Origin of the sequence: Mycobacterium malmoense (assembly GCF_019645855.1) — a bacterium.
In the GTDB taxonomy this organism is placed as follows: Bacteria; Actinomycetota; Actinomycetes; order Mycobacteriales; family Mycobacteriaceae; genus Mycobacterium; species Mycobacterium malmoense.
Map to the genome: position 1 here is coordinate 1,116,042 of NZ_CP080999.1, position 22,638 is coordinate 1,138,679.

A 22,638-nucleotide genomic window follows, 5' to 3' on the forward strand; every position below is an offset into this window, starting at 1 on the left:
AAGCGCGGTGTGGCCGGGCGCGGCGGGTCGCCACCATCTGGACTAGTGGCGATCGCAAGCGCGGCGTGGCCGGGCGCGGCGGGTCGCCACCATCTCGACTAAGCCGACTCTCGGGCGTCCGACGAACTAGCCTGGACGCAGCACACCTACCGACGAGTAACAGGAGCCTCCGCCGTGAGCGACCCGATCCACGCACCCAGCGAGCAGGGCTCGCCGGCTTCCGCGCTGGGACCGCAGCAACGCCAGGTGTCCTGGGAGCGGCTCGGCACCGAGCAGTTCGACGTGGTGGTCATCGGCGGCGGCGTGGTGGGTTCCGGCTGCGCGTTGGATGCCGCCACCCGCGGGCTCAAGGTGGCGCTGGTCGAGGCGCGCGATTTCGCCTCGGGCACGTCGAGCCGCTCGTCGAAGATGTTCCACGGCGGGCTGCGCTACCTCGAGCAGCTGGAATTCGGGCTGGTCCGCGAGGCGCTCTACGAGCGTGAGCTGTCGCTGACCACGCTGGCGCCACACCTGGTCAAGCCGATGCCATTCCTGTTTCCCCTCACCAGGCGCGGCTGGGAACGCCCCTACATTGCCGCCGGCATCTTCCTCTACGACCGTCTCGGCGGCGCGAAATCGGTTCCGGCGCAAAAGCATTTGACCCGCGCCGGCGCCCTGCGCCTGTGCCCGGGCCTGAAGCGCACCTCGCTGATCGGCGGGATTCGCTACTACGACACCGTCGTCGACGACGCCCGCCACACGATGACGGTCGCGCGCACCGCCGCGCACTACGGCGCGGTGGTGCGGTCCTCCACCCAGGTGGTCGCGCTGCTGCGCGACGGCGACCGGGTGACGGGCGTGCGGGTCCGCGACTCCGAGGACGGCTCGACCACCGAGGTCCGCGGCGACGTCGTGGTCAACGCGACCGGGGTATGGACCGACGAGATCCAGGCCTTGTCCAAGCAGCGCGGGCGGTTCCAGGTACGCGCGTCCAAGGGCGTGCACGTCGTGGTGCCGCGCGACCGCATCGTCAGCGACGTCGCCATCATCCTGCGCACCGCAAAGTCGGTGATGTTCGTCATCCCGTGGGGCAGCCACTGGATCATCGGAACCACGGACACCGACTGGGACCTCGACCTCGCCCACCCCGCGGCCACCAAGGCCGACATCGACTACATCCTGGGGACCGTCAACACCGTGCTGGCCACCCCCCTCACGCACGCCGACATCGACGGCGTGTACGCCGGGCTGCGGCCCCTGCTGGCCGGGGAAAGCGAGGAAACCTCCAAGCTGTCCCGCGAGCACGCCGTGGCCGTGCCGGCGCCCGGCCTGGTGGCGATCGCCGGCGGCAAGTACACCACGTACCGGGTGATGGCCGCCGACGCGATCGACGCCGCCGCCCAGTTCATCCCGGCCCGGGTGGCGCCGTCGATCACCGAGAAGGTCAGCCTGCTGGGCGCCGACGGGTACTTCGCGCTGGTCAACCAGGCCGAACACGTGGCCGCGCTGAAGGGCCTGCACCCGCACCGCGTGCGCCACCTGCTGGACCGCTACGGTTCGCTGATCGGCGACGTCCTGGAGCTGGCGGCCGACGCCCCCGGCCTGCTCGGCCCGATCACGGAGGCGCCGGGCTACCTGAAGGTGGAAGCCCTGTACGCCGTCACCGCCGAGGGGGCCCTGCACCTGGAGGACATCCTGGCCCGCCGGATGCGTATCTCCATCGAATACTCCCACCGCGGCGTCGACTGCGCCCGGGAGGTGGCCGACGTGGTCGCGCCCGCGCTCGGCTGGACCGCCGAGGACGTCGAGCGTGAGGTCGCCAACTACACCGCCCGCGTGCAGGCCGAGATCCTGTCGCAGGCCCAGCCCGACGACGTGTCGGCGGACGAGTTGCGGGCCAGCGCGCCGGAGGCGCGCGCCGAGATCCTCGAGCCGGTGCCGCTCAATTGAGGCCCGCGCCGCTCCCGGTTCGCGACGGATTGGGGCCCGCCCGGGTCCGGCTGCGGGGCGGACCGGTGCTGGCCGAGCTGACCGCCCGGTTCGGCGCGCCGGCCCACGCCAAGGTCCTGGCCGGGGAGGTCGTCGACGCCGACGGCGCGGTGGTGGATGCCGCCACCGCGCTCCCCGCCGGGTCCAGCGTCTACCTGTATCGCGACCTGCCCGACGAAGTGCCGGTGCCCTTTGACATCCCGGTGCTGTATCAGGACGCGGACATCGTGGTCGTCGACAAGCCGCACTTTCTGGCCACCATGCCGCGGGGCCGACACGTTGCCCAGACGGCGCTGGTGCGGCTGCGACGGGAACTGGGTCTGCCCGAGCTCAGCCCGGCCCACCGGCTGGACCGGTTGACGGCCGGGGTGTTGTTGTTCACCACCCGTCGTGAGCTGCGCGGGCGGTATCAGACGCTGTTCGCCCGCGGCCTGGTGAGCAAGACATACCTCGCCCGGGCGGCGGTCGAGCCGACCGTCGCGCTCCCGCGTGTGGTCCGCAGCCGCCTCGTCAAGCGCCGGGGCCACCTGCAGACGGTCTGTGAGCCCGGCGAGCCCAACGCGGAGACGCTGGTGGAGTCGGTGTCGCCCGACGGCTTGTACCAGTTGACGCCGCGGACCGGGCGCACCCACCAGTTGCGGGTGCACATGGCCTCGTTGGGACTGCCGATCGTGGGTGATCCGCTCTATCCCGACGTGCTACCGGTCCGCGACGACGACTTCAGCGCGCCGCTGCGGCTGCTCGCGCAATCCATCGAGTTCACCGATCCGGTGACCGGCCTGCGTCGTGCATTCGTGAGCCGCCGGCCGGGCCCGTAAGGGGCTCCCGCGGCGCCTCGCCGACCGCCTGAACAGGGAAGGGCACGACGGCCAACGCAGTCGGTGCTAGCGTCATCGGCGGAAGATTCGGCCATACTAAGGCGTCGATGCGCAATGTTTCAGGGGTATTCGCGGCGTAGTCACCCCGAATTTCCACAGCCTTTCCCAGCACGGAGAGTGTGACATGTCATGGACTTTCTAACGCTGCCCCCCGAGGTCACCTCGGCGCTCATCCACTCCGGGCCCGGTGCCGGATCATGGGCGGAGGCATCCGCTGCATGGCAGCACCTGGGTGTCGAGCTGGAAGAGACCGCCCCCGCCTACGCGTCGGTGTTGTCCTCACTGACGCAGGCTTGGCAGGGGCCGTCCTCGAGGGCGATGGCCCAGGCCGTCGAGCCCTTCCTCACCTGGTTGCGCACCACCGCGCAGCAATGTCGGCAGTTGGCCTCCTCGGCGCAGGCCGCCGAGGCGGCGTTCAACTCGGCGCTCTCCGCGGTGGTCTCTCCCTCGGTGGTTAGCGCCAACCGGACGCGGCTGGCGCAGTTGGTGGCCACCGATCGGTTGGGCAACAACCTGGCGGCCATCGCCGAAATCGAAACCCAGTACGAAGGCATGTGGGTCAACAACTCGGCGGCGATGTACCGCTATCAGGCCACCTCCGCGCAAGCCCTTGCGGTGCAGCAGTTCTCGTCGCCGCCCGAGATCGTCAGCCCGACGGGGGCGGCCGCCCAGGCCAGCGCCGTGCCCGCTGCCAGCACCGGCTCGTCGACGGCGTCCACGTTGGCCTCGAACGTGGCGGCGCTGCTCGACCCCGGGTCGGGGACCCTTGTCAACAATAGTTGGTTCCAGCTGGCCAACACCTGGGGCAACCAGTTCATATCGTCCGGATTCCCCATCAACATGCTCAGCTACGTGGCGCAAAACACTTCTGCCCAGGCGCTGCAGAGTGTGGGCGGCGAGGTGGGTCAGGGCTTGGCGGAGGGCGAGTCGGCCCTGGGCGGCGTGGCGAGTGACTTGGCGAGTGCGGTTCGTGCCTTACCCGCAACCGCACCCACCGCTGCCGTGGGTGTGGGGGTGTCGGTGGGCAAGCTGACCGCGCCGCCCGCCCTGGTGGGGTTGCTGCCCGCCTCGCAATCGCCGGTCCAACTCGCGTCGGCGGCATCGCCGCTTCCGGCCGGGGATGGCGCGTTGCCCCTACTGCCGCCGTTGATGCCGCCGCCGATCTCGGCGGGCAGTGGTTGGCGCAAGAGAAAACAACCAAAGTACGAGGAGCTTGGATACGGCGCAGAGGTCAAGGGCACAGTGATGCACCGACCGCCGTCAGCGGGATAAGAACCGATTAGGGTGCCCCACCCGGGCTCTTTTCCGGGGTGAGACTTCATGGACTTTGGCATGCTGCCTCCCGAAATCATCGCGGCGCTCGTCCACTCCGGACCCGGCGCGGGGTCGTTGATCGAGGCTTCCGGTGTGTGGCGGTTGCTGAGCACCGAGTTGGAGGAATCCGTCAGCGGCTATGCCTCCGCGTTGGGGTCGCTGACCGGGGCCTGGCGGGGACCGTCCGCCGCCGAGATGATCCAGGCCGTCGAGCCCTATCTCGCCTGGTTGCGCACCACCGCGCAGCAGTGCCGGCAGGTCGGCTCCTCGATGCAGGCCGCCGCGGCGGCATTCGACCTGGCTGTCCGGACGGTGGTCCCTCCCTTGGGGGTCATCGCCAACCGGACGCGGCTGGCCCAGTTGCTGGCCACCAACTGGTTCGGGAGCAATCTGGCGGCGATCGCGGAAACCGAAGCCCAGTACGCCGGCATGTGGGTCAACAACTCGGCCGCGATGTATCACTATCGGGCCGCCTCCGCTCAGGCTCTCGCGCTGCCTCAGTTCTCGTCGCCGCCCGCGATTGTCAATCCGGCGGCCGCCGCCGTTCAAGCCAGTGCCGTGCCCGCTGCCACCGGTTCGTCCACGACTTCCACCCTGGCCTCGAACGTGGCGGCGCTGCTCGACCCCGGGTCGGGAGCCCTTGTCAACAATAGCTGGTTCCAGCTGGCCAACACCTGGGGAAACCAGTTCATCGCGGGCGGGATTCCCATCAACCTGCTCAGCTACTTGGCGCAGATGACTTCGGCTCAGGCGCTCCAGAGCGTGGGCGGCGACGTGGATGAGGGCTTGGCGGAGGGCGAGGCGGCTTTGTCGGCATCGGAGGCCGATTTTGCCAGCGCGCTGCGCGCCCTTGGCTCGGCTCAAGCGCCTACGGCGGCGATGGGCGTCGGGGTTTCGCTTGGCAAGCTGACCGCGCCCGCTGCAGTGGTGGGGTTGTTGCCCGCTTCGCAGTCCCCGGTGCAACTCGCGTCGGCGGTATCCCCGCTTCCGGTGGGCGAATTCGGGCTGCCCTCGATCCCGATGCCCCCGATGACGATGCCGCCGTCGGCCTCGGCGGCCTCGGCAAGCAAGCGCCGGCGCGAGGGGCGAGACTACGAGAACATCGAATACGGGCTGGAGCTCAAGGGGACCGTCATGCAAAGGCCGCCATCGGCCGGATGAGGCCGCCGCGCGCCAGACCCCTAACCGGTCCCCGACGACGCGGTCGCCGAGCGCGACTCCATCATCCGGTTGCGGACGATGTGTTCGACGAGGATCGGGACGAACGTCTGGACCGGCGCATCGACGAATTGCTGAGCGGCCTGTTCGCACCAGCGCTTGATCTGGGCGGTCCGCCGCTCGTCGCCGAGCCCCTCATGAAGGGCCAGCTTGTCCGCGACATCGGCCACGGATCGCGCGACCGCCGAACGGCTGGCCGGCGCGACACCGGTGTCGGCGGGTACGCCCGCCTCCCGCAGCGCCCGCCGGGCCACCTCCTCGCCGGTGTCCGGCCGGATGACGCGCAGCGTGATGTGACGACCGTCCTCACCGATCAGGATCACACTGGGCGGCTCGTCGCTGATGAAGCCCAGCAATTCGATCGTGTGGCCGGCGATCTCGGCCACCGGCGGCGTCTCGTCCCAGCCATGGCAGCGGTAGCCCACCATCACGATCCGTCCCAGCCGGTCGGACAACGACGCCACCAAGTCCGGCAGCTCATCGACCAGGCGCGTCGACCGCGGCCACCAGGCCCCGTCAATGTGCTCCGACACGGACCGATAGGGCTTGAGCTGCAAGCGATTTTCGTGTTCCACCTCGACCACCTGCCCGATGAGTGCGCGGATTCCTGGCCCCCGCAGACCCCGCAGTCAACGGTACGGCCAACGTGACCCGCCCGCGACTCGACCGCCGAAGCCGGCCCGAAAAAGCCGCCACCAAGCGGCCGTCCGGTAGCCGCGCCGTGTACCGAACGTGAACAACGAGTAGCGCCAACCACTTTCGGCCGAGGCCCGACGGCGCCGAGACTGCCCAAACCTCTGTCCGCCGCCCGGCTGGTGCGGTTTGGCCCCGAACGCCGTACGGACCCACCACGTCAACGCGCTGGCGATGTTGGGTCGTCAACTGCATAACGCGGGCTCATCTTGTTGGCCGGCACCGTGATCGTTTCGTACTTCCTCGGTGACGGCGTGCAGGCGGTCATGATCGGCGTAATCCTGGCGCCCAGCACAAGTTTGACGAATATCGTGCCGGGCACGCTCCGCCGAGTTACACGGACGGGTGCACGGTTGGTGTGCATTGAAGATCTGGGCGACATCGACATCTTGATCACCGACAAGACAGGCACTTTGGTGCCAGAGACAGCGGTGGTCGCGCAAGACACCCGTGTGACCTTGTTCGCCGCCGGACGCCGGGTGGTAGCCGTGGCTGTCAAGCCAGCGGGCGAAGCGAAGTGTGTCGCCGCGGTCACCGAAATCTCATAGGAAGCCGTCTGGCGCCACCCAGTTGACGGGAACGGAGTCGCTTGTCGCTGGCGCCGTTTTTTTGGGAGCTGGTGGCGTGTCCACGGTGCGCCAGTGGCACAGGACGACATGGGAATTCCAAATACACTGGCGAACTACTCGCGCCTGGTGATTCGCTAGTGGTGACACTGCAATTGCTGCCGCCAATACGAGCGCGGTCATCGGTGCAACACCGTGTCCGCGAATGTTGGAGTGCTCCTTCGGAGCCTTTGTCGCTACCACTAAGGACATTCAGTGACCGCCACAAAGTCCACGGGGGTTTGCTCCCTGTGCATTAGACAATTTCTCTCCATAGAACCGCGACGGTGCGCCAACAAGTGTTGTTACGAAAGACATTGAAATCTTCCAAAATCCGTCACTTTCGGTAATCTAACGTTAACGAAGTCGATGACGTGGTTCTCGGTCTTGGTGGTTTAAAAACTTAACTTTGCAATGGTTCGGTAAGTGCAGCCACCGACTATGGATTCCATTGTTTTTGGAAAGTTGGATCACCTCAACCTGGGCGATCCAACACATATTGAACACACATATATGCAGCTCGTGATATCGGCAAGCGAACGCCGACTTATTTGAGAATCCTATGAAATCATCACAATTCGATGCGCGGACCAGGCGAATGTAGGATCATCACCGCAACGTCGGGATACGCAGGCAATGAGCCGGTCAGGCCAGACCATCCTTGGTCACCTGCTCAGGATTTACTGTGCTGATGGCTCGTAGCTGTACTGATGTGATGCCACTGCGGTCACCAGGCCGATCGCAGGGATGGAAGACGACGTTCCGAATGGTTATCGAGAAAGGTGGGACAATAGTCAACGCCAGAGGTACTGATCGGATGATCAGGTCGCGGCGATCAATCCGGATCCTGCGCATCCCTTCGTGACTGGCGGTTGGTGCCGCTGTGGCATTGATCTCGTGGATCGCCATCTTGCGCTCAGCCTCGCCCAGCCCGCCGCAGAATTACGCCGCGCGCGTAAATGGCGGGCCACCCGGATGGGTTTCCACATCCTGCTGCTGCTGGTCTTCTGTGTGGCCAGGATTCCGGCTTGCCAGAGGGCGGGCGCTGGCTCTACGGGCCGAAGATCCCAAGCAGGGTCAAGATGGTACGGCGAGTCCAGGCCGGGGGATCCGGTCCCGCATAACCGAAAGGCAAATCCCCTCAAGCTCCCCGCAATGTAGCCAGCCACGCAGGACCGCTTGCGCAAGGCAGAGGATGCACCGGGCATATGTCTATAACGTGAACGGTTTCCAACGCACGGCACTTAGGGTTGACTTAGTAACCTGTGGATGCCACCATCGTCTTTGCAAGCACCTCGTTAGGTGAGGCGTCCGCACGGATATAGGCCACTGACCTCGAACGTCGAAAGACGCCCAGGGTCAGGACAGCTCCTCCCGGATTAAGGGTTGAGCCCAAGTGGCTTCCGGTTCTGACAAAGCCGGATACGCCGTGTGGTGCCGAAGCTCTGACGAGAGGGGTGCCGCGTCCTGACATAGGCGCTTCTCCCCACTGTGCAAGGGTATAGCATCCCCGTGTGCCCTGGCTGTGAGGAGGTGAGAGCGAAATGAGTCCCGGCGATAGTCCGTATTCCAGATCGACGACCATTTCGTCGCGATCCGACCCCGCCTCGTTTCCACACCCAATCGGCTGACCGCGGGAGATTTGTCCGCAGGTCACCGTTTCGCAGGTTTGCCGTTGGGGTGCCGAAATTAGCCAAGGAGTAGCCACCAAGCCCGCGTCTGATCTCTTTTCGGAAGGAGAAGACCGATGTCGCTTGTTGTTCCGAAGCCAGCAGCGTTAGCTACGGCCGCCGATCACGTGAGCGGGCTCGATCCGCGATGAACCCTCAAAACGTGCTTGGTACTACCACAAAGCCCGTGCTCGATTCTATTCCCCCCAATATTCGTTAGGAGAAATTCCAAATGGTTTTTGTTACTACGCAGCCGGAATCGTTGGCCGCCGCCGCCCGCCGCTTGCAGCAGATCGGGTCGACGCTGGCCGCCCAGCACACTGCCACCACGGCGCCGATAACCGGGGTGGTGCCCGCGGCTGCCGATGAGGTGTCGTTCGTGACGGCGGCTAAGTTCGCGGCGCACGCCCAAACGTTTCAGGCGATGAGCGCACAAGCTGCCGCTATGCACCAGATGTTCGTCGCCACATTGGAGACCAGTGCCGGATCATACGCGGCTACCGAGGTAGCCAACGCAGCCGCAGCCCGCTGAGCACTTAGAGGGGGACCAGTGATTGATTTCGCGGCATTGCCGCCGGAAATTAACTCGGCCAGAATGTATTCGGGCCCCGGATCGGGACCGATGCTTGCCGCCGCCTCGGCCTGGAACGCGATCGCCGCTGAAATGCGTTCAGCGGCCGCCTCTTACGGCTCCGTAATCTCCGAGCTGACCAGCGAGAGTTGGTTTGGTCCGTCGTCGATGTCGATGTTGGCGGCGGCCGTGCCGTACGTGGACTGGCTGAGCACCACCGCGACCCAGGCCGAGCAGGCCGGCGGCCAGGCCAATGCGGCAGTGAACGCCTATGAGTCAGCGTTTGCCATGACGGTGCCGCCCATGGTCGTCGCGGCCAACCGTGCTGAGCTTGCGGCGCTGGTGGCGACCAACGTTTTCGGCCAAAACACCCCGGCGATCGCGGCCACCGAGGCCCAATACGCAGAAATGTGGGCACAAGATGCCGCGGCGATGAAAGGCTACGCCAGCGCCTCGGACATTGCCTCGGAATTGACTCCAATTAACTCCCCGCAATCCACCGCCAGCGTCGGCGGAGTGGCAGAGCAAGCCAATGCTGTTTCCCAGGCGGCCCAAACGCCGGCGGGAACTACGCAGTCGATACTGTCGTCGGCAACGTCGAACGCTGCTGGCTCGTCGTCTCTCGGATCGCTCGAGTCGTACCTGGCAGGCTTGTTCAGCGGCTCAGACAATTCGGCGCTGGGGAGCTTCTGGAATGGCAACTTTTTCAGCACCGCGGTCACCAACGGAGCCCTTGCTGGCGGCCCGTACAACCCGGAGTTCATCCTGCAAACCATCGCCGGTTTCAGCTTTCTGATGAATGCCGACAAGGCAGCGACGAGCGTTGCGGCGCTATCGGGTGCGGGGAACTTGTCAGGTCTGGGATCCGGTGCGCTCGGGTCAACAGAACTCGTCGGCCTGGGTGCCGCCGCGTCGGCCGAGATGGGCCATGCGCACCTGGTAGGGGCGGTGTCGGTGCCAGCCAGCTGGACGTCTGCAGCGACGATCAGTCCAGCCGAAACGGCGTTGCCAGCCACCGGCCTCGGCGACATTGGGTCGAGCCCGGCAGGAGGGCCGGGAGGGTTTGCGGCGCCCATGACAGGTACGGCCAAGCGGCTGCGCAGGGCCATTCCCAAATACGGGTTCCGTCCTGTCGTGATGCCACGTCCGCCGGCCGCCGGATAACGGGACTTGAGAGGAAGCGTCATGATCGATTTTGCCGCGTTACCGCCGGAAATTAACTCGGCCAGAATGTATTCGGGCCCCGGATCGGGACCGATGCTTGCCGCCGCCTCGGCCTGGAACTCTATGGCCGCCGAAATGCGCTCCACGGCCACCTCTTACGCCTCGGTGGTTTCGGAGCTTACCGGCGAGAGCTGGTTTGGGCCGTCGTCGACGCTGATGGCAGCCGCCGTCGCACCGTACCTCGAGTGGCTAAGCGCCACCGCCACCCAGGCCGAGCAGGCCGGCGGCCAGGCCAACGCCGCCTCGGCCGCCTATGAGTCAGCGTTTGCCATGACGGTGCCGCCCGCGGTCGTCGCGGCCAACCGCGCTCAACTGTCGAACCTGGTGGCGACCAACCTTTTCGGACAAAACACCGCGGCGATCGCGGCCACGGAGGCCGAATACGCCGAAATGTGGGCGCAAGACGCCGCGGCGATGAACGCCTACGCGAGCGCCTCGATCACGGCGACACAATTTACGCCGTTCACCGCGCCCCAGTCCAGCACCAACACCGGCGGAGTAGCCGACCAGGCCAACGCGGTTGCCCAAGCCACTACCACCTCGACCGCATCGACCAGCTCGGCCACCAGCGCGTCCGCGTCGCTTTCCGACCTGGCCGCTTGGCTGGGGATCGCGCCCAACACGAATACCTCCACCACCGGGCTCGCCGGAGTGATGAACTTCCTGGATGGGCAGAACGGATCGATGGTTGGAAGCTTCCTCAACAACGCCTCGGTCGCCAACTTCTCCAACGCATTCACCACCAGCGGGCTGATGAACCCGACTTCAATGATCGATAGCGCTACGGTGTATAGCTTCCTGGACGCCCCGGCGGACAGCGCGGTAAGCGCGGCGTCGGCCGGCCTTAGTGGGGTCGAGACGGCGGGATCGGCCAGCTTGCCGGGCCTTGCCGCGGCGCAGATTGGGCAGGCAAACCTCGTCGGTGCCTTATCCGTGCCTCCAGGCTGGGGCGCGAGCGGGGCGGCGATCACCCCCGCCGCTCTGCCAACGACCCAGATCGGGGCAGGCGCGTACCAGGGCATGAGCGCCACCCCGATGGTGATGGAGGACGTGGGGCCGGTGGGCATGCCCGGCGTGCCATTGGGCGGTATGGCGGATGCTGACGACGAGTTCGGAGGCGTTCCGATATACGGGTTTCGCCCGCGCGTACTGGGACGTCCGCCGGCGGCTGGTTAATAGTCAGCGTGACTAAGGGGTGGCCGGCCGCCCGGCAGGTCCGCTCGCGTGTCAGGAATGCGTGGGTGCCACGAGCGTGGCGTCGGGGTCGGGGGTGATTTGATCGGTGTGGGTGTTGTAGTCGAAGAGTTCGGCGTAGCGGCCCCATCCGATGGCGGTGTCGAGTTGCCGCTGGGCGTCCCGGGTGTTGAACGCTTGCTGAAGTAGGTCGAGGAAGAATGCGGCGCGCAGGCTGCCGTCGGGGCAGTCGTGCAGGGCATGGCAGATGGTGCGCACCAACGGTGCGCGGGTGAGTGCTTGTTGGGCGAAGATCTGCTTGCTGGTTTGGATGTCGGCGGTGGTGAAATCCTTGCCGGTGGAGGTCAATTCGAGGTTGGCACCGTCGACGCGGACGAAGTCAAGCAGCGCCGCGGCGTCCACGAGCGGCAACAGGTCTTCGGCGGCGATGCTCAGGTCTGCGGCGAGGTCGGGGATCTCGACGCGCCCACCCTTGCCGTAGACGATTTCGACCAGCCCGGCCAGCCCGCCGACGGTGGCGCGGGGTAGCGGGTGGCTGGTGGGCGTGGCGGTGCCGGGATCGGCCAGCGCGGTGGCCGGTCCGGTGCCGGTCAGCAGTTCATAGACCTTGTCGACGAGTGCCTCAAACGATGCGGAACGGCGGTCGCGCGGACGCTCCAGCTCGATGGGAAACTCGGCCAGGATGCGGCCGGGGTTGCTGTTCAGCACGATGACGCGGTCGGCCAGCAGGATCGCTTCTTCGATGTTGTGCGTCACCAGGCAGATGGCCTTGGTCGGGAAGTCCTGACCGGTCCACAGGGTCATGAGCTCGTTGCGCAGGTTTTCGGCGGTGAGGACGTCGAGCGCGGAGAACGGTTCGTCCATCAGCAGCAGATCGGGCTGTAGTACCAACGCACGGGCGAATCCGACGCGTTGGCGCATCCCGCCGGATAGTTCTTTGGGGTAGGCCGATTCGAAACCGTCCAGGCCGATCAAATCGATGGCCTCCATGGCGCGCTTACTGCGTTCGGCCGGCGCGGTTTTGCGCGCCGCCAGCCCGAGTTCGACATTTTTTTGCACGGTCAGCCAGGGCATCAGGGCGAAATTTTGGAACACCATCGCGGTGCCGGGGTTGGCGCCGGTCAGTTCGGCCCCGTTGTAGCGCGCCACGCCGCTGGTCGGGACGATCAGACCCGCGATGACGCGCAGCAGCGTCGACTTGCCGCACCCGGAACGACCGAGCAGCGCGACGACCTCGCCGGCACGGATGTCGAGGTTGATGTCGTCGAGGACCAGCAAGGTGCCACCGTCGGGCTTGCTGAAGCTCTTGCTGACGTGCTCAAGGCGGATGATCACGTCGTCGCGAGTCATGGCGGCCTCCGTTAAGCCTTTGAAGGATCAAGATAAGGATCAAGATAGGGAGAAGCGCCGCTCGGACAGGCGGTAGAGGCGTTGCCACAGCACAATGTTCATTGTCACCACATAGAAGCTCATCGCGATCACGCCGACCAGCAGGCGCGGGGCGTCGCCCACCGCGGTGGCGCGCGTGATGTAGGCGCCCAGCCCGACAGCCGACAACGTGGTGCTGTGGTATTGGGCGACCTCGGCGACGATGGAAGCGTTCCACGCGCCCCCGGCGGCGGTGATGCCGCCGGTGACGTAGCTGCCGAAGATTCCCGGCAGTATCAGGGTGCGCCACCTCAACGCCGTGGGCAGCCTCAAGCTGGCGGCGGCGTCGCGAAGCTCGTTGGGGATCGCACTGGCCCCGGCGATGACGTTGAACAAGATGTACCACTGCGTGCCCAGGGCCATCAGCAGGATGCCGCCCCAGTTGATGCTGATGCCGGTGGCCAGCAGCAGCGCGGTGAACAACGGGAACAAGAAGTTCGCCGGGAAGGACGCCAGCACCTGGACCACCGGCTGAGCTAGCCGAGTTACCTTGGGGTTCAACCCAATCCATACCCCGATGGGCACCCAGATCAAGGTCGAGAACACGACCACCACCACGACACGGGCGAAGGTGGCCAAACCGAGCAGCGCCGCGTGGCCGGCCTCGGCGAAGCCGACGCTGTGCGCGACGTACTCGATCACCCGGAACGCGCCGTAGCCGAGCGCGACGAACAACGCGAGACCGAAGACGGCGTCGCCGACGCGGCGGCGCGCGATGGACGTTTTCAACGGACGCCCGGTCGTTCCGAACACCGCCATCACCCGGTCCGCCGGATAGATCAGCCGCCCGAGCGGATGGCCGACGAGGCCGGGGACACGCGAGCGCCGCAGCACCTCCAGCGTCAGGCTGCGCGGCGCCTCGGTGGCCTCGGATTCCTCGATGCGGAACCGCTCGGCCCACGCCGTCAGCGGCCGCCAAAACAATGCGTTGACCCCGATGATCACCGTGATCATGACCGCGATGGCCAGCAGCACCCTGGTTAGGTTTCCCTCGTCGCTGGCGGACGCGACGTAGGCGCCGATCCCGGGCAGGGCGAACTTGTGATTGTTGACGCTCAACGCTTCCGACGCGGTGAGGAAAAACCAGCCCCCGCCGAAGCTCATCATGCCGTTCCAGACCAGGGGGATCATCCCGCCGGGCAGGTCGACGCGCCAGAACCGCTGCCACCGCGACAGCCGCAACAGCCGGGACGCCTCGTCGAGATCGCGGGGTTGGGCGATCAGGGATTGATAGAACGCGAATGTCATGTTCCACGCCTGCGAGGTGAAGATCGCGAATATCGACGCGCATTCCAGGCCCAGCAGTGAGCCGGGAAACAACGCGATGAACCCGGTGATGGTGATCGCGAGGAAGCCCAGGATTGGCACGGATTGCAAGATGTCCAGCAGCGGGATGAGCACTTTTTCGGCCCGGCGTGACCGCGCCGCCGCGGTGGCGTAGGAGAACGTGAACACCAGCGACAAGCCCAGCGCGGCGAACATCCGCAACAGCGATCGGGCGGCGTAATACGGCAAGTGACTAGGGTCGGTGGACACCGACGAGGGCGCGCTGGGCACCGTCCACGGCACGGCCGTCCCGCGGCCGAGGCGCGCCACCAGCCACAGCAGCACCGCGGCGCCGACGAATACCACGACATCAGCGGCCCAGTTGCGTGCCGGGCGCGCCGCCACACCCCGGCTGGGAAAAGTGCCAACCAATGTCATGTACGCACCGCCCGACACTCATTGCAGCTGACTTCGGTACAACCAGCGCCAATGGTGGCGCAAGCAACGGTTTTACACCAGCCGGGGCTGGCTCGCGGTCCAGGGGCCGATCGGCGGTAATCAAATGCCGCAGCCTTCCGAGGTCTATATTCCGGACTGGCCTGTCCGTCTCCCAAGCCGCTGTCCGTCCTGACAAGGAGTCTCGTTTATGAGCGAAGAACACGCGCTGGTCATCGTTGCCGGCTATCAGGATCTCGATTCGGCCCGCCGGGACTTCGAAACCCTCACCGAGGAAACCAAAGCCAGGCGCGTCTCGCTGCGGGGCGCGGTGCTGGTCGGCAAGGACGCCGACGGCAATCCCGTGCTGGTCGATACCGGCAACCGGCTGGGCCGGCGAGGCGCCGCGTGGGGGGCCGGCGCGGGCCTGGCGGTCGGCCTGTTCTCACCGGCGCTGCTGGCCGCGGCTTGCGGGGCGGCGGCGGGTGCGGCCGCCGGAGCGTTGGCGGGCACGTTCGCCAACCATCGGATCAAGAGCGGACTGGCCGACAAGATCGGGCAGGCGCTGGCCGCGGGCAGCGCCGTGGTCATCGCCATCACTCCATCGCAGGGGCGGCTGGCCGTGGAGCGGGCCTTGGCCGGCTCGCCGATGAAATCGGTTGCGGAGCTTAGCCGTTCGACGTTGCGGAGCCTGGGCGCGGCGCTCGAGGAGGCGATGGGCAAGTTCAATCCCGACCGCACCCGGCTGCCGCTGCCGCAGCGCGGCTTCGGCGGCACCGTCGGCCGGACCATGGCGGATTCGGTGGGCGACTGGACGATCGTTCCCGGGCCCAAGGCGCCCGACGGCGCACCCAACGTGCTGATCGTGCTCATCGACGACGCCGGGTTCGGCGGCCCGGACACCTTCGGCGGCGCCATCCGAACCCCGGCGCTGACCCGGGTGGCGCGAAACGGGTTGACCTACAACCGCTTCCACGTCACCGCGGTGTGCTCGCCGACCCGGGCGGCGCTGCTGACCGGGCGCAACCACCACCGGGTCGGCTTCGGATCGGTCTGCGAGTTCCCGGGACCATTCCCCGGCTACTCGACGGTCAAGCCCCGCAGCTGCGCCTCGCTGCCCCGCATCCTGCGCGACAACGGTTATGTGACTGGCGGTTTCGGCAAGTGGCACCTGACCCCGGACAACGTCCAGGGTGCGGCCGGGCCGTTCGACAACTGGCCGCTGGGTTGGGGATTCGACCATTTCTGGGGGTTTCTGACCGGCGCCGCGGGCCAGTACGACCCGATCATCACCCAGGACAACACCGTCGTAGGCGTTCCGCAGGGTAAGGACGGCGAGCCCTACTATTTCCCCGACGACCTCACCGACAAGGCCGTCGAATGGCTGCACGGCGTGCGGGCCCAGGACACCGAGAAGCCGTGGATGATGTACTACTCGACCGGCGCCACCCACGCGCCGCACCACGTGTTCAAAGAATGGGCCGACAAGTATCGTGGCCAGTTCGACGAGGGCTGGGATGTCTACCGGCGCAAAACGCTCGAACGGCAGAAGAAGCTGGGGATCGTGCCGGCCGACACCGAGCTCACCGAGCGGCCCGACCTGTTCCCGGCGTGGGACGGCCTGTCGGACAACGAGAAAAGGCTCTACGCCCGGCAGATGGAGGTGTTCGCGGGGTTCTCCGAAAACGCCGACTGGAACGTCGGGCGGCTGCTCGACGCGATCGACGACCTCGGCGAATCCGAGAACACGCTGGTCTTCTACATCTGGGGCGACAACGGCGCCAGCATGGAGGGCACGATCACCGGTTCGTTCAACGAGATGACGTTCCTGAACGGCCTGCTCCTCGACGCCGACCAGCAGCTGGAGCTGATCGAACAATACGGTGGGGTGGAGGCGCTCGGCGACGAGTTCACCGCGCCGCATTTCGCGAGCGGGTGGGCGCACGCCAACAACACCCCGTTCCAGTGGGGCAAGCAGATGGCCAGCCACCTGGGCGGCACCCGCGACCCGATGGTGATCGCCTGGCCCAGCCGGATCCGGCCCGACGGCCAGGTGCGTTCCCAGTTCGCCCACTGCGTCGACATCGCGCCAACCGTGTTGGAGGCCATCGGTTTACCCGAACCGACCCACGTCGACGGCTTCGATCAGGAACCCATGGACGGGACCAGTTTCGCCCACACCTTCGGTGACGCCGCGGCCGAGGAGCGCCACACGGTGCAGTACTTCGAAAACTTCGGCAGCCGCGCCATCTACCGGGACGGGTGGTGGGCCTGCGTCCGACTGGACAAGGCGCCGTGGGACTTATCGCCCGAGACGCTGCAGCGGTTCGCGCCCGGCAACTACGACCCCGACGCCGACGTCTGGGAGCTGTACTACCTACCCGACGACTTCTCCCAGGCGCGCAACCTGGCGGCCGAACATCCCGACAAGCTGGCCGAGCTCACCCGGCTGTGGTGGGCCGAAGCCGAACGCAACCGGGTGCTGCCGCTGCTGGGCGGGATCGCGGTCATGTTCGGCAGCCTGCCGCCGCTGCCCACCACCACCCGGTTCGCCTTCAAGGGCGACGTGCAAAACATCCAGCGCGGCATGGTCCCGCGCATCCTCGGCCGCTCGTACGCCATCGAGGCCCGGCTGGTGATTCCTGACGGCGGCGCGCAGGGCGTGATCGTCGCCAACGGCGACTTCATCGGTGGGTTCGCCCTGTGGGTCGACGAGGGGCAACGACTGCACCACACCTACTCCTATCTCGGCGTGGACACCTACAAGCAGGTGTCCACCGAGCCGATCCCGACCGGCGAGGTCACGGTGCGGATGCTGTTCGAATCCGATCAGCCGGTCCCCGGCTCGGGCGGCCGGGTGACGTTGTGGGCCGACGACCGGCTGATCGGTGCGGGCGAGATGGCCAAAACGGTGCCGCTGGCCTTCACGTCCTACGCGGGTATGGACATCAGCCGCGACAACGGCCTGGTCGTCGACCGCGACTACGAGGACAGGGCTCCCTACGCGTTCACCGGGACCGTCCGGGAGGTGATCTTCGACCTCAAGCCCGTCCATCACGAGGCCGAGAAGACGTTGCACGAGCACGCGGCCGCTCAGGCCGTCGGGCGGGGTGCCGCGGGCTGAACGGGCGATTACCGCGAGACTGCCGGATCGGAGAGGCCCTGCTGGATCCCCCGATTGAGATTTTCCGTCAGTGCCGGGCTGTTAGCCGGGGCGGTCTCACGGCAACTGCAGCTGAGGACACCGAACACGCTGGGGTCGGCGCCGGCGGGTGCTGCCGCCGTCACCGCCGCCCCGACCGCCGCGGCGGCTCCGACCAGGATTTTCGATACCACTTAATTAGTTCTCCGTGATAGTTGGTATCCCGAATCCTAAGTACTGTCGATCTCGGATAGTCGCGGGCGGACGTTGCAGTCAGGTTAAGAAACAAACTGCCGGCAGTAGGCACGGATGCTGGCGCCGACGAAGTACCCCGCGTGGTAGCCGTCCAGGTTGCTGTTGCTTTGCACGGTCGATGCCACCTGGACCGGCGTCCTGCCGTTGCTGAGCTCATCGCAGACCTCGTGGGCGGCGATCAGCGCCTTCTCCGGTGATCCGAAGTGGATGCCCTTGGCTTTCAGCGCCGCCAGGAAGGCGTCATCGGTAGCGTCGGCGTGGGCGATCGGGGCTATCGCCGCCGGGTAGCCAAGCTCGGCCAGCAGCGCAAGCCCGGCGGCCCACAGCAGCAGCGAGGGACGGGGCACGCGTAGACGGGTGCTCGTCATCTCGGACACTCCCACGGGGCTGAATTGCCATTCGTTGCTGACGGCACGTGACGCCGCGTTTGCCGCACGTTACAGCTTTGCACGAGGCGATGGTCGCCGAAATGACGACTGCCCGCTGGATTTCCCGATCTATCCCGGCCCGAAGCGGCGAGGCCCGGTCACATGGGCACGTCCGCATACTGCGGGCAGTACGCACGCTCGGCGACGGCGACGAAGTAGCCGGCATTGTCGCCGTCCAGGCTGCTGCTGTTCATCACATCGGTCGCGATCTGCTCCTGCGTCTTGCCCATGTCAAGCTGATGGCAAACGAGATGACCGGCCGCGATCGCGGATTTGGGTGACTCGTGGAAGATGCCGTGGGCATGCAACGCGGCGACGAAAGCGTCGTCGGTGGCGTCGGCGTGAGCGGCCGGGGCCGCTCCCAGCGGGACAAGTAGCGCCACCGCCAGCGCAGGGCCCGCAGCCAGCGCTAACAGCACCCGGCTGCGTTTGCGCGTACAGGTAGTGGTCATTCTGATACTCCCGTGGAACAAGACTGTGATCGTGTACGCCATTAAAGTGGGCCGCGAACATTGCCAGAAGGTTACGGCTCGGTGCGATTCAATCGTCGCTGAGATTGCGAACAGCACAACTTGAGCGCGGTTTCACCGCCGGCCACGTCCGCGGGCCGCCCGCCCTCGTCGATCCGCGAGCCCGATCGGTAACTTGACGGCATGCCGTACGCGCGCCGGGTGTCGCTTGCCGTTTTGGCGGTATGCGCGGTATTCGCGGCCGGCTGTGGAATGCGGCATGTGTCGGCGGCCAGCGCCCGGGATTTGGCCGGTACGTTCCGTTCCGGCGGCATGGACCGGACCTACACGCTGCACCTGCCGCCCGGGGAGCCCGTCGGCATGGTGATCAGCCTGCACGGCGGCGGCGGCACCGGAACCGGGCAGCAGGGTCTGACCGACTTCGACGCCGTTGCCGACGCCAACAACCTGCTGGTGGTCTATCCCGACGGTTACGACAAGAGCTGGGCCGACGGCCGGGGGGCGTCGCCGGCGGATCGCCGCCGTGTCGACGATGTCGGGTTCCTGGTTGGGCTGGCGGCCAAGCTGCAGGACGACTACAACATCGCCGCCGGGCACGTCTTCGCCACCGGCATGTCCAACGGGGGTTTCATGTCCAACAGGCTGGCCTGCGACCGCGCCGACGTCTTCGCCGCGATCGCGCCCGTCGCGGGCACGCTGGGCGCCGGCGTGGCCTGCCGTCCGTCGCGCCCGGTGTCGGTCCTGGAGGCGCACGGGACCGCCGATCCGCTGGTGCCGTTCAACGGCGGCACCGTGCGCGGTCGCGGCGGGGTCAGCCACTCCATCTCGGTCATGAGCATGGTGGACAAGTGGCGCTCGGTCGACGGCTGCCAAGGCGATCCGTCGGCGCAGGTGTTACCCGACGTCGGGGACGGCACCGTCGTTCACCGCTTCGATTCCACGGCGTGCGCGGCGTCCACCGAGGTGGTCTGCTACCAGATCGACAACGGCGGGCACACCTGGCCGGGGGGTAAGCAGTATCTGCCGCGGGCGATCGTCGGGCGCACCTCGCGTGCGCTGAACGCCTCGGAGGTCATCGCGCAGTTTTTCCTGGCGCACGTCCGGAACCAGACCTGATTGCTCGGCGATGCGGAGGCCACACGGTGATCTTGTTACTATGCCTCATGGCCGCGAGGAAGACGGCAGTCTGGCGGGCTGCGGCTACACCGGCGGCGATCGTCTCATCCATGCCATTCCGGGGAATCGGGTTGATACTCAACCGATTTGGTGCCACGCTGACCGTTCTGGCCGCCGGCGCGCTGATGTTGTCGGCGTGTGGCGGCGACCACAACGCCACCGGGGGAAGCGCAACCACCGGCACGTCGTCGGCGAAGGTGGCCTGCGGCGGCAAGCCGACCCTGAAGGCCAGCGGTTCCACGGCCCAGGTAAACGCGATGACCCGTTTCATCAAGGCCTTCGAACAAGCCTGCCCGGGCCAGTCCCTGAATTACACGGCCAATGGTTCCGGCGCTGGGATTAGCGAATTCGTCGGCAACCAAACCGATTTCGGCGGCTCGGACTCGCCGCTGAGCAAAGACGAATACGCCGGGGCGGAGCGGCGGTGCGGCTCGCCGGCGTGGAACCTGCCGGTGGTGTTCGGCCCCATCGCCATCGCCTACAACGTCAACGGTGTGACGTCGTTGAACATCGACGGTCCGACTGCGGCCAGGATCTTCAACGGCGGCATTACCACCTGGAACGATCCCGCGATCCAGGTGTTGAATCCCGGTGTCACCTTGCCCGCCGAGCCGATTCGTGTCGTGTTCCGCAGCGACGAGTCCGGCACCACCGACAACTTCCAGAAATATCTCGACACCGCTTCCAACGGCGCGTGGGGTCGGGGCGCCGGGAAGAGGTTCAACGGTGGTGTGGGCGAGGGCGCCAAGGGCAACGACGGCGCCGCCGCGGCCGCCAAGAGCATCGAGGGGGCGATCACCTACATCGAGTGGTCGTTCGCCCAGGCGCAGCACCTGAACACGGCCGGCATCGTCACGTCGGCCGGTCCGGACCCGGTGGCGATCAGCCCGGCGTCGGTGGGCAAGACGATCTCGGCCGCGTGGTTCATCAGGCAGGGCAACGACCTCGCCCTCGACACGATCTCGTTCTACCGGCCAAACCAGCCCGACTCCTATCCGATCGTGCTGGCGACGTATGAGATCGTCTGCTCGAAATACCCCGATTCGCAGGTCGGTGCGGCCGTAAAGGCGTTCCTGCAAAGCACGATCGGCGCCGGCCAGAATGGTCTGGCGGACAACGGGTATGTCCCCATTCCGGACGCGTTCAAGCCGCGATTGACCACCGCGGTCGACGCGATCTCCTGATCCCGTTAGTCCGGGATGCCTCGCAGATCGAAGAGGCCGTTTTGGATGCCTTCGTTGATCTGGTCCGCGACGGCAGGCCCGTCCTCCGAGGCCGTGGTCCCGCTCTCGCAGCTACAGCTGAGGACACCGAACGCGCTGGGGTCGGCGCCGGCCTGTGTTGCTATCCCCACCGCCGCACCGAGTGCGACCGCGGCGCTGAACAACGCTTTCGTGATCACTTGCGGCTCCCCGTGATACGTGTTGCCTCCAGTGTATGCTTCCTCGTCTCGGTGGTGCACCAGGCCGATGCCATCATGGCGATCAGCGATACCTTGGGCAGTACGCGGCGATGCTGACGCCGACGAAGTACCCGGCGCGATAGCCGTCGAGCTTGCTGTTGTTCATCACCTCGGACGCGACGTCGGACTTCTGCCGGCCGAGATCGAGTTCGTCGCAGACCTCGTGACCGGCAATGATCGCGGCCTGCGGTGACGTGAAGTCGATGCCCTTGGACTTCGTCGCCGACAGGAACGCGTTGTCGACGGCGTCGGCATTCGCGGCCGGGGTCGCGACTCCCGCGACGCCAAGCAGCGCGACCGCTAGGACCACGCCGGTCCGTCGTGATCGCGCGGCTCTGGGCGAGCGCACTTGGCTGGTCATCAATGCTGGAACCTCCCCGGCCGAGCAGTGCTGACGGCATGCCAAGCCGCTGACGATCATCGCACGTCGCGATCGAGCGAGCGAAAAGTCCCCGCCGCGCGGAGTGCAGCGGCGAGCGTCCTTCAGCGCTGGCAGGACGGGCACCAATACGCCACCCGCTCGCCGGTGTCGTCGTAGTTGATGCGGGTGCCGCAGCGACGGCAGGGCCGCCCGCCTCGGCCGTAGACCCACAGCCGCCGCCCCGCCCGGGTGTCGCCGGTGGTGCAGCGATCCCAGCGGAAGCGGTTGAGCCACAACATGTCCCGTGCGCGGGAGACCAGCCGGCGCGGGTCGGTGACCGCGCTCACCGGGGCCGTGGGCAGGTGTCCGCTGACGAAACACAGTTCGTTGCAATAGACATTGCCGATCCCGGCCAGCACCCGCTGGTCCAGCAGCGCCTCGGCGATCGGCCGTTCCGGGCGCGCCGTCAGGTTGGTGGCGGCGGGCCCGGGGTCCCAGTCCTCGCCCAGCAGGTCGGGCCCCAGGTGCGCGACGGCGTCGCCGTCACGGTCGCGGTCCAGGATCTCCAGCACGCCCAGGTCGACCCCCACCGCGCGAATACTGCCGGCTTCCAAGACGATTCGCACCCGGTGGTCGATTTGGACCGGCCGGTTGCCGACCCGCCAGCTGCCGTCCATCTTCAGATGCGAGTGAACGCTGGCCCGGCCGACCCGGATGAACAAGTGCTTGCCCCGACTGAGCACCTCGTCCACCACCTGCCCGGTGAGATCGACGGTGGCAAACCGCGGTACCCGGACGTCGCAGCGCGTCAACGTGCGCCCGGCCAAGTGCTGTCGCAGCGTCGCCGCCGTGTGCCAGACGGTGTCACCCTCGGGCATCG

The 22,638-nt window shown here is 66.7% G+C and carries 20 protein-coding genes and 1 riboswitch; of the genes, 11 read left to right on the forward strand and 9 right to left on the reverse strand.

Annotated features, from left to right (window positions below; genetic code table 11):
• Positions 1 to 174 precede the first annotated feature (174 nt).
• The 4 genes from K3U93_RS05305 to K3U93_RS05320 all read left to right on the forward strand — a co-directional run bounded on the left by K3U93_RS05305 (position 175) and on the right by K3U93_RS05320 (position 5,321).
• The gene (locus K3U93_RS05305) at positions 175 to 1,929 is read left to right on the forward strand and encodes a glycerol-3-phosphate dehydrogenase/oxidase (RefSeq protein WP_071513282.1); all 1,755 of its coding nucleotides are present in this window, start codon (positions 175 to 177) and stop codon (positions 1,927 to 1,929) included.
• A complete protein-coding gene (locus K3U93_RS05310; RefSeq protein ID WP_071513281.1) occupies positions 1,926 to 2,786 on the forward strand; it encodes a pseudouridine synthase in 861 nt (286 codons plus the stop codon). The genes K3U93_RS05305 and K3U93_RS05310 overlap by 4 nt, the downstream gene beginning before the upstream one ends.
• 189 nt (positions 2,787 to 2,975) lie before the next feature.
• Entirely contained in the window at positions 2,976 to 4,118 is a 1,143-nt protein-coding gene (locus K3U93_RS05315) for a PPE family protein (protein ID WP_071513280.1), read from the forward strand.
• Between the two features lie 48 nt (positions 4,119 to 4,166).
• Positions 4,167 to 5,321: a PPE family protein gene (locus K3U93_RS05320; RefSeq protein ID WP_071513279.1), complete on the forward strand. Its 1,155-nt coding sequence runs from the start codon at positions 4,167 to 4,169 to the stop codon at positions 5,319 to 5,321.
• Positions 5,322 to 5,341: 20 nt separating this feature from the next.
• Here K3U93_RS05320 and K3U93_RS05325 read toward each other — a convergent pair whose 3' ends face one another.
• Positions 5,342 to 5,953 carry a DUF5994 family protein gene (locus K3U93_RS05325; protein ID WP_071513327.1) on the reverse strand — a complete coding sequence of 204 codons (612 nt, stop codon included), beginning with the start codon at positions 5,951 to 5,953 and terminating at the stop codon, positions 5,342 to 5,344.
• Positions 5,954 to 6,283: 330 nt separating this feature from the next.
• On the opposite strand from K3U93_RS05325, the gene K3U93_RS05330 reads away from it, so the two are divergent.
• Positions 6,284 to 6,619: a hypothetical protein gene (locus K3U93_RS05330; protein ID WP_176220032.1), complete on the forward strand. Its 336-nt coding sequence runs from the start codon at positions 6,284 to 6,286 to the stop codon at positions 6,617 to 6,619.
• Between the two features lie 702 nt (positions 6,620 to 7,321).
• On the opposite strand, the gene K3U93_RS05335 is transcribed toward K3U93_RS05330, so the two are convergent.
• Entirely contained in the window at positions 7,322 to 7,585 is a 264-nt protein-coding gene (locus K3U93_RS05335; RefSeq protein WP_139797108.1) for a hypothetical protein, read from the reverse strand.
• A gap of 378 nt (positions 7,586 to 7,963) precedes the next feature.
• Positions 7,964 to 8,140, forward strand: a riboswitch (M-box (ykoK) riboswitch).
• Positions 8,141 to 8,578: 438 nt separating this feature from the next.
• Here K3U93_RS05335 and K3U93_RS05340 point away from each other — a divergent pair.
• From K3U93_RS05340 to K3U93_RS05350, 3 genes are all read left to right on the forward strand, one after another.
• Entirely contained in the window at positions 8,579 to 8,878 is a 300-nt protein-coding gene (locus tag K3U93_RS05340; RefSeq protein WP_071513277.1) for a PE family protein, read from the forward strand.
• Positions 8,879 to 8,941: 63 nt separating this feature from the next.
• On the forward strand, positions 8,942 to 10,081 hold the full coding sequence (locus K3U93_RS05345) for a PPE family protein (RefSeq protein ID WP_071513276.1): 1,140 nt from the start codon (positions 8,942 to 8,944) through the stop codon (positions 10,079 to 10,081).
• 21 nt (positions 10,082 to 10,102) lie between these two features.
• Positions 10,103 to 11,317, forward strand: a complete 1,215-nt coding sequence (locus tag K3U93_RS05350; protein WP_071513275.1) for a PPE family protein — start codon at positions 10,103 to 10,105, stop codon at positions 11,315 to 11,317.
• Positions 11,318 to 11,368: 51 nt separating this feature from the next.
• Here the strand turns inward: K3U93_RS05350 and K3U93_RS05355 are convergent, their stop codons facing one another.
• Positions 11,369 to 12,685: an ABC transporter ATP-binding protein gene (locus K3U93_RS05355; protein ID WP_083011499.1), complete on the reverse strand. Its 1,317-nt coding sequence runs from the start codon at positions 12,683 to 12,685 to the stop codon at positions 11,369 to 11,371.
• 39 nt (positions 12,686 to 12,724) lie between these two features.
• Positions 12,725 to 14,467 carry an ABC transporter permease gene (locus tag K3U93_RS05360; protein ID WP_083011528.1) on the reverse strand — a complete coding sequence of 581 codons (1,743 nt, stop codon included), beginning with the start codon at positions 14,465 to 14,467 and terminating at the stop codon, positions 12,725 to 12,727.
• A gap of 208 nt (positions 14,468 to 14,675) precedes the next feature.
• Between K3U93_RS05360 and K3U93_RS05365 the strand changes: the two genes are divergently transcribed.
• The gene (locus K3U93_RS05365) at positions 14,676 to 17,588 is read left to right on the forward strand and encodes an arylsulfatase (protein WP_083011498.1); all 2,913 of its coding nucleotides are present in this window, start codon (positions 14,676 to 14,678) and stop codon (positions 17,586 to 17,588) included.
• 296 nt (positions 17,589 to 17,884) lie between these two features.
• Here the strand turns inward: K3U93_RS05365 and K3U93_RS05370 are convergent, their stop codons facing one another.
• Positions 17,885 to 18,229 carry a DUF732 domain-containing protein gene (locus tag K3U93_RS05370; protein ID WP_083011527.1) on the reverse strand — a complete coding sequence of 115 codons (345 nt, stop codon included), beginning with the start codon at positions 18,227 to 18,229 and terminating at the stop codon, positions 17,885 to 17,887.
• Positions 18,230 to 18,387: 158 nt separating this feature from the next.
• Positions 18,388 to 18,741, reverse strand: coding sequence for a DUF732 domain-containing protein (locus K3U93_RS05375; protein ID WP_083011526.1), 354 nt, complete (start codon positions 18,739 to 18,741; stop codon positions 18,388 to 18,390).
• 201 nt (positions 18,742 to 18,942) lie between these two features.
• Between K3U93_RS05375 and K3U93_RS05380 the strand changes: the two genes are divergently transcribed.
• The gene (locus K3U93_RS05380) at positions 18,943 to 19,875 is read left to right on the forward strand and encodes an extracellular catalytic domain type 1 short-chain-length polyhydroxyalkanoate depolymerase (RefSeq protein ID WP_083011497.1); all 933 of its coding nucleotides are present in this window, start codon (positions 18,943 to 18,945) and stop codon (positions 19,873 to 19,875) included.
• A gap of 131 nt (positions 19,876 to 20,006) precedes the next feature.
• Positions 20,007 to 21,119 carry a phosphate ABC transporter substrate-binding protein PstS gene (pstS, locus tag K3U93_RS05385; protein ID WP_083011525.1) on the forward strand — a complete coding sequence of 371 codons (1,113 nt, stop codon included), beginning with the start codon at positions 20,007 to 20,009 and terminating at the stop codon, positions 21,117 to 21,119.
• Between the two features lie 5 nt (positions 21,120 to 21,124).
• On the opposite strand, the gene K3U93_RS05390 is transcribed toward pstS, so the two are convergent.
• The 3 genes from K3U93_RS05390 to nei2 all read right to left on the reverse strand — a co-directional run bounded on the left by K3U93_RS05390 (position 21,125) and on the right by nei2 (position 22,636).
• The gene (locus K3U93_RS05390; RefSeq protein ID WP_071513325.1) at positions 21,125 to 21,337 is read right to left on the reverse strand and encodes a hypothetical protein; all 213 of its coding nucleotides are present in this window, start codon (positions 21,335 to 21,337) and stop codon (positions 21,125 to 21,127) included.
• Positions 21,338 to 21,419: 82 nt separating this feature from the next.
• Positions 21,420 to 21,758, reverse strand: a complete 339-nt coding sequence (locus tag K3U93_RS05395) for a DUF732 domain-containing protein (protein WP_083011524.1) — start codon at positions 21,756 to 21,758, stop codon at positions 21,420 to 21,422.
• A 122-nt stretch (positions 21,759 to 21,880) separates the two neighbouring features.
• Positions 21,881 to 22,636, reverse strand: a complete 756-nt coding sequence (nei2, locus tag K3U93_RS05400) for an endonuclease VIII Nei2 (protein WP_083011495.1) — start codon at positions 22,634 to 22,636, stop codon at positions 21,881 to 21,883.
• Positions 22,637 to 22,638 lie beyond the last annotated feature (2 nt).

What these genes read in the sequence shown, in the direction of transcription:
- K3U93_RS05395 (WP_083011524.1), bottom strand. Translation starts at nt 21,758, where the DNA reads ATGACCAGCCAAGTGCGCTCGCCCAGAGCCGCGCGATCACGACGGACC.
- K3U93_RS05320 (WP_071513279.1), top strand. Translation starts at nt 4,167, where the DNA reads ATGGACTTTGGCATGCTGCCTCCCGAAATCATCGCGGCGCTCGTCCAC.
- K3U93_RS05380 (WP_083011497.1), top strand. Translation starts at nt 18,943, where the DNA reads ATGCCGTACGCGCGCCGGGTGTCGCTTGCCGTTTTGGCGGTATGCGCG.
- K3U93_RS05370 (WP_083011527.1), bottom strand. Translation starts at nt 18,229, where the DNA reads ATGACGAGCACCCGTCTACGCGTGCCCCGTCCCTCGCTGCTGCTGTGG.
- K3U93_RS05355 (WP_083011499.1), bottom strand. Translation starts at nt 12,685, where the DNA reads ATGACTCGCGACGACGTGATCATCCGCCTTGAGCACGTCAGCAAGAGC.
- nei2 (WP_083011495.1), bottom strand. Translation starts at nt 22,636, where the DNA reads ATGCCCGAGGGTGACACCGTCTGGCACACGGCGGCGACGCTGCGACAG.
- K3U93_RS05315 (WP_071513280.1), top strand. Translation starts at nt 2,976, where the DNA reads ATGGACTTTCTAACGCTGCCCCCCGAGGTCACCTCGGCGCTCATCCAC.
- K3U93_RS05365 (WP_083011498.1), top strand. Translation starts at nt 14,676, where the DNA reads ATGAGCGAAGAACACGCGCTGGTCATCGTTGCCGGCTATCAGGATCTC.
- K3U93_RS05335 (WP_139797108.1), bottom strand. Translation starts at nt 7,585, where the DNA reads ATGGCGATCCACGAGATCAATGCCACAGCGGCACCAACCGCCAGTCAC.
- K3U93_RS05345 (WP_071513276.1), top strand. Translation starts at nt 8,942, where the DNA reads ATGTATTCGGGCCCCGGATCGGGACCGATGCTTGCCGCCGCCTCGGCC.
- K3U93_RS05360 (WP_083011528.1), bottom strand. Translation starts at nt 14,467, where the DNA reads ATGACATTGGTTGGCACTTTTCCCAGCCGGGGTGTGGCGGCGCGCCCG.
- K3U93_RS05350 (WP_071513275.1), top strand. Translation starts at nt 10,103, where the DNA reads ATGATCGATTTTGCCGCGTTACCGCCGGAAATTAACTCGGCCAGAATG.
- K3U93_RS05375 (WP_083011526.1), bottom strand. Translation starts at nt 18,741, where the DNA reads ATGACCACTACCTGTACGCGCAAACGCAGCCGGGTGCTGTTAGCGCTG.
- K3U93_RS05340 (WP_071513277.1), top strand. Translation starts at nt 8,579, where the DNA reads ATGGTTTTTGTTACTACGCAGCCGGAATCGTTGGCCGCCGCCGCCCGC.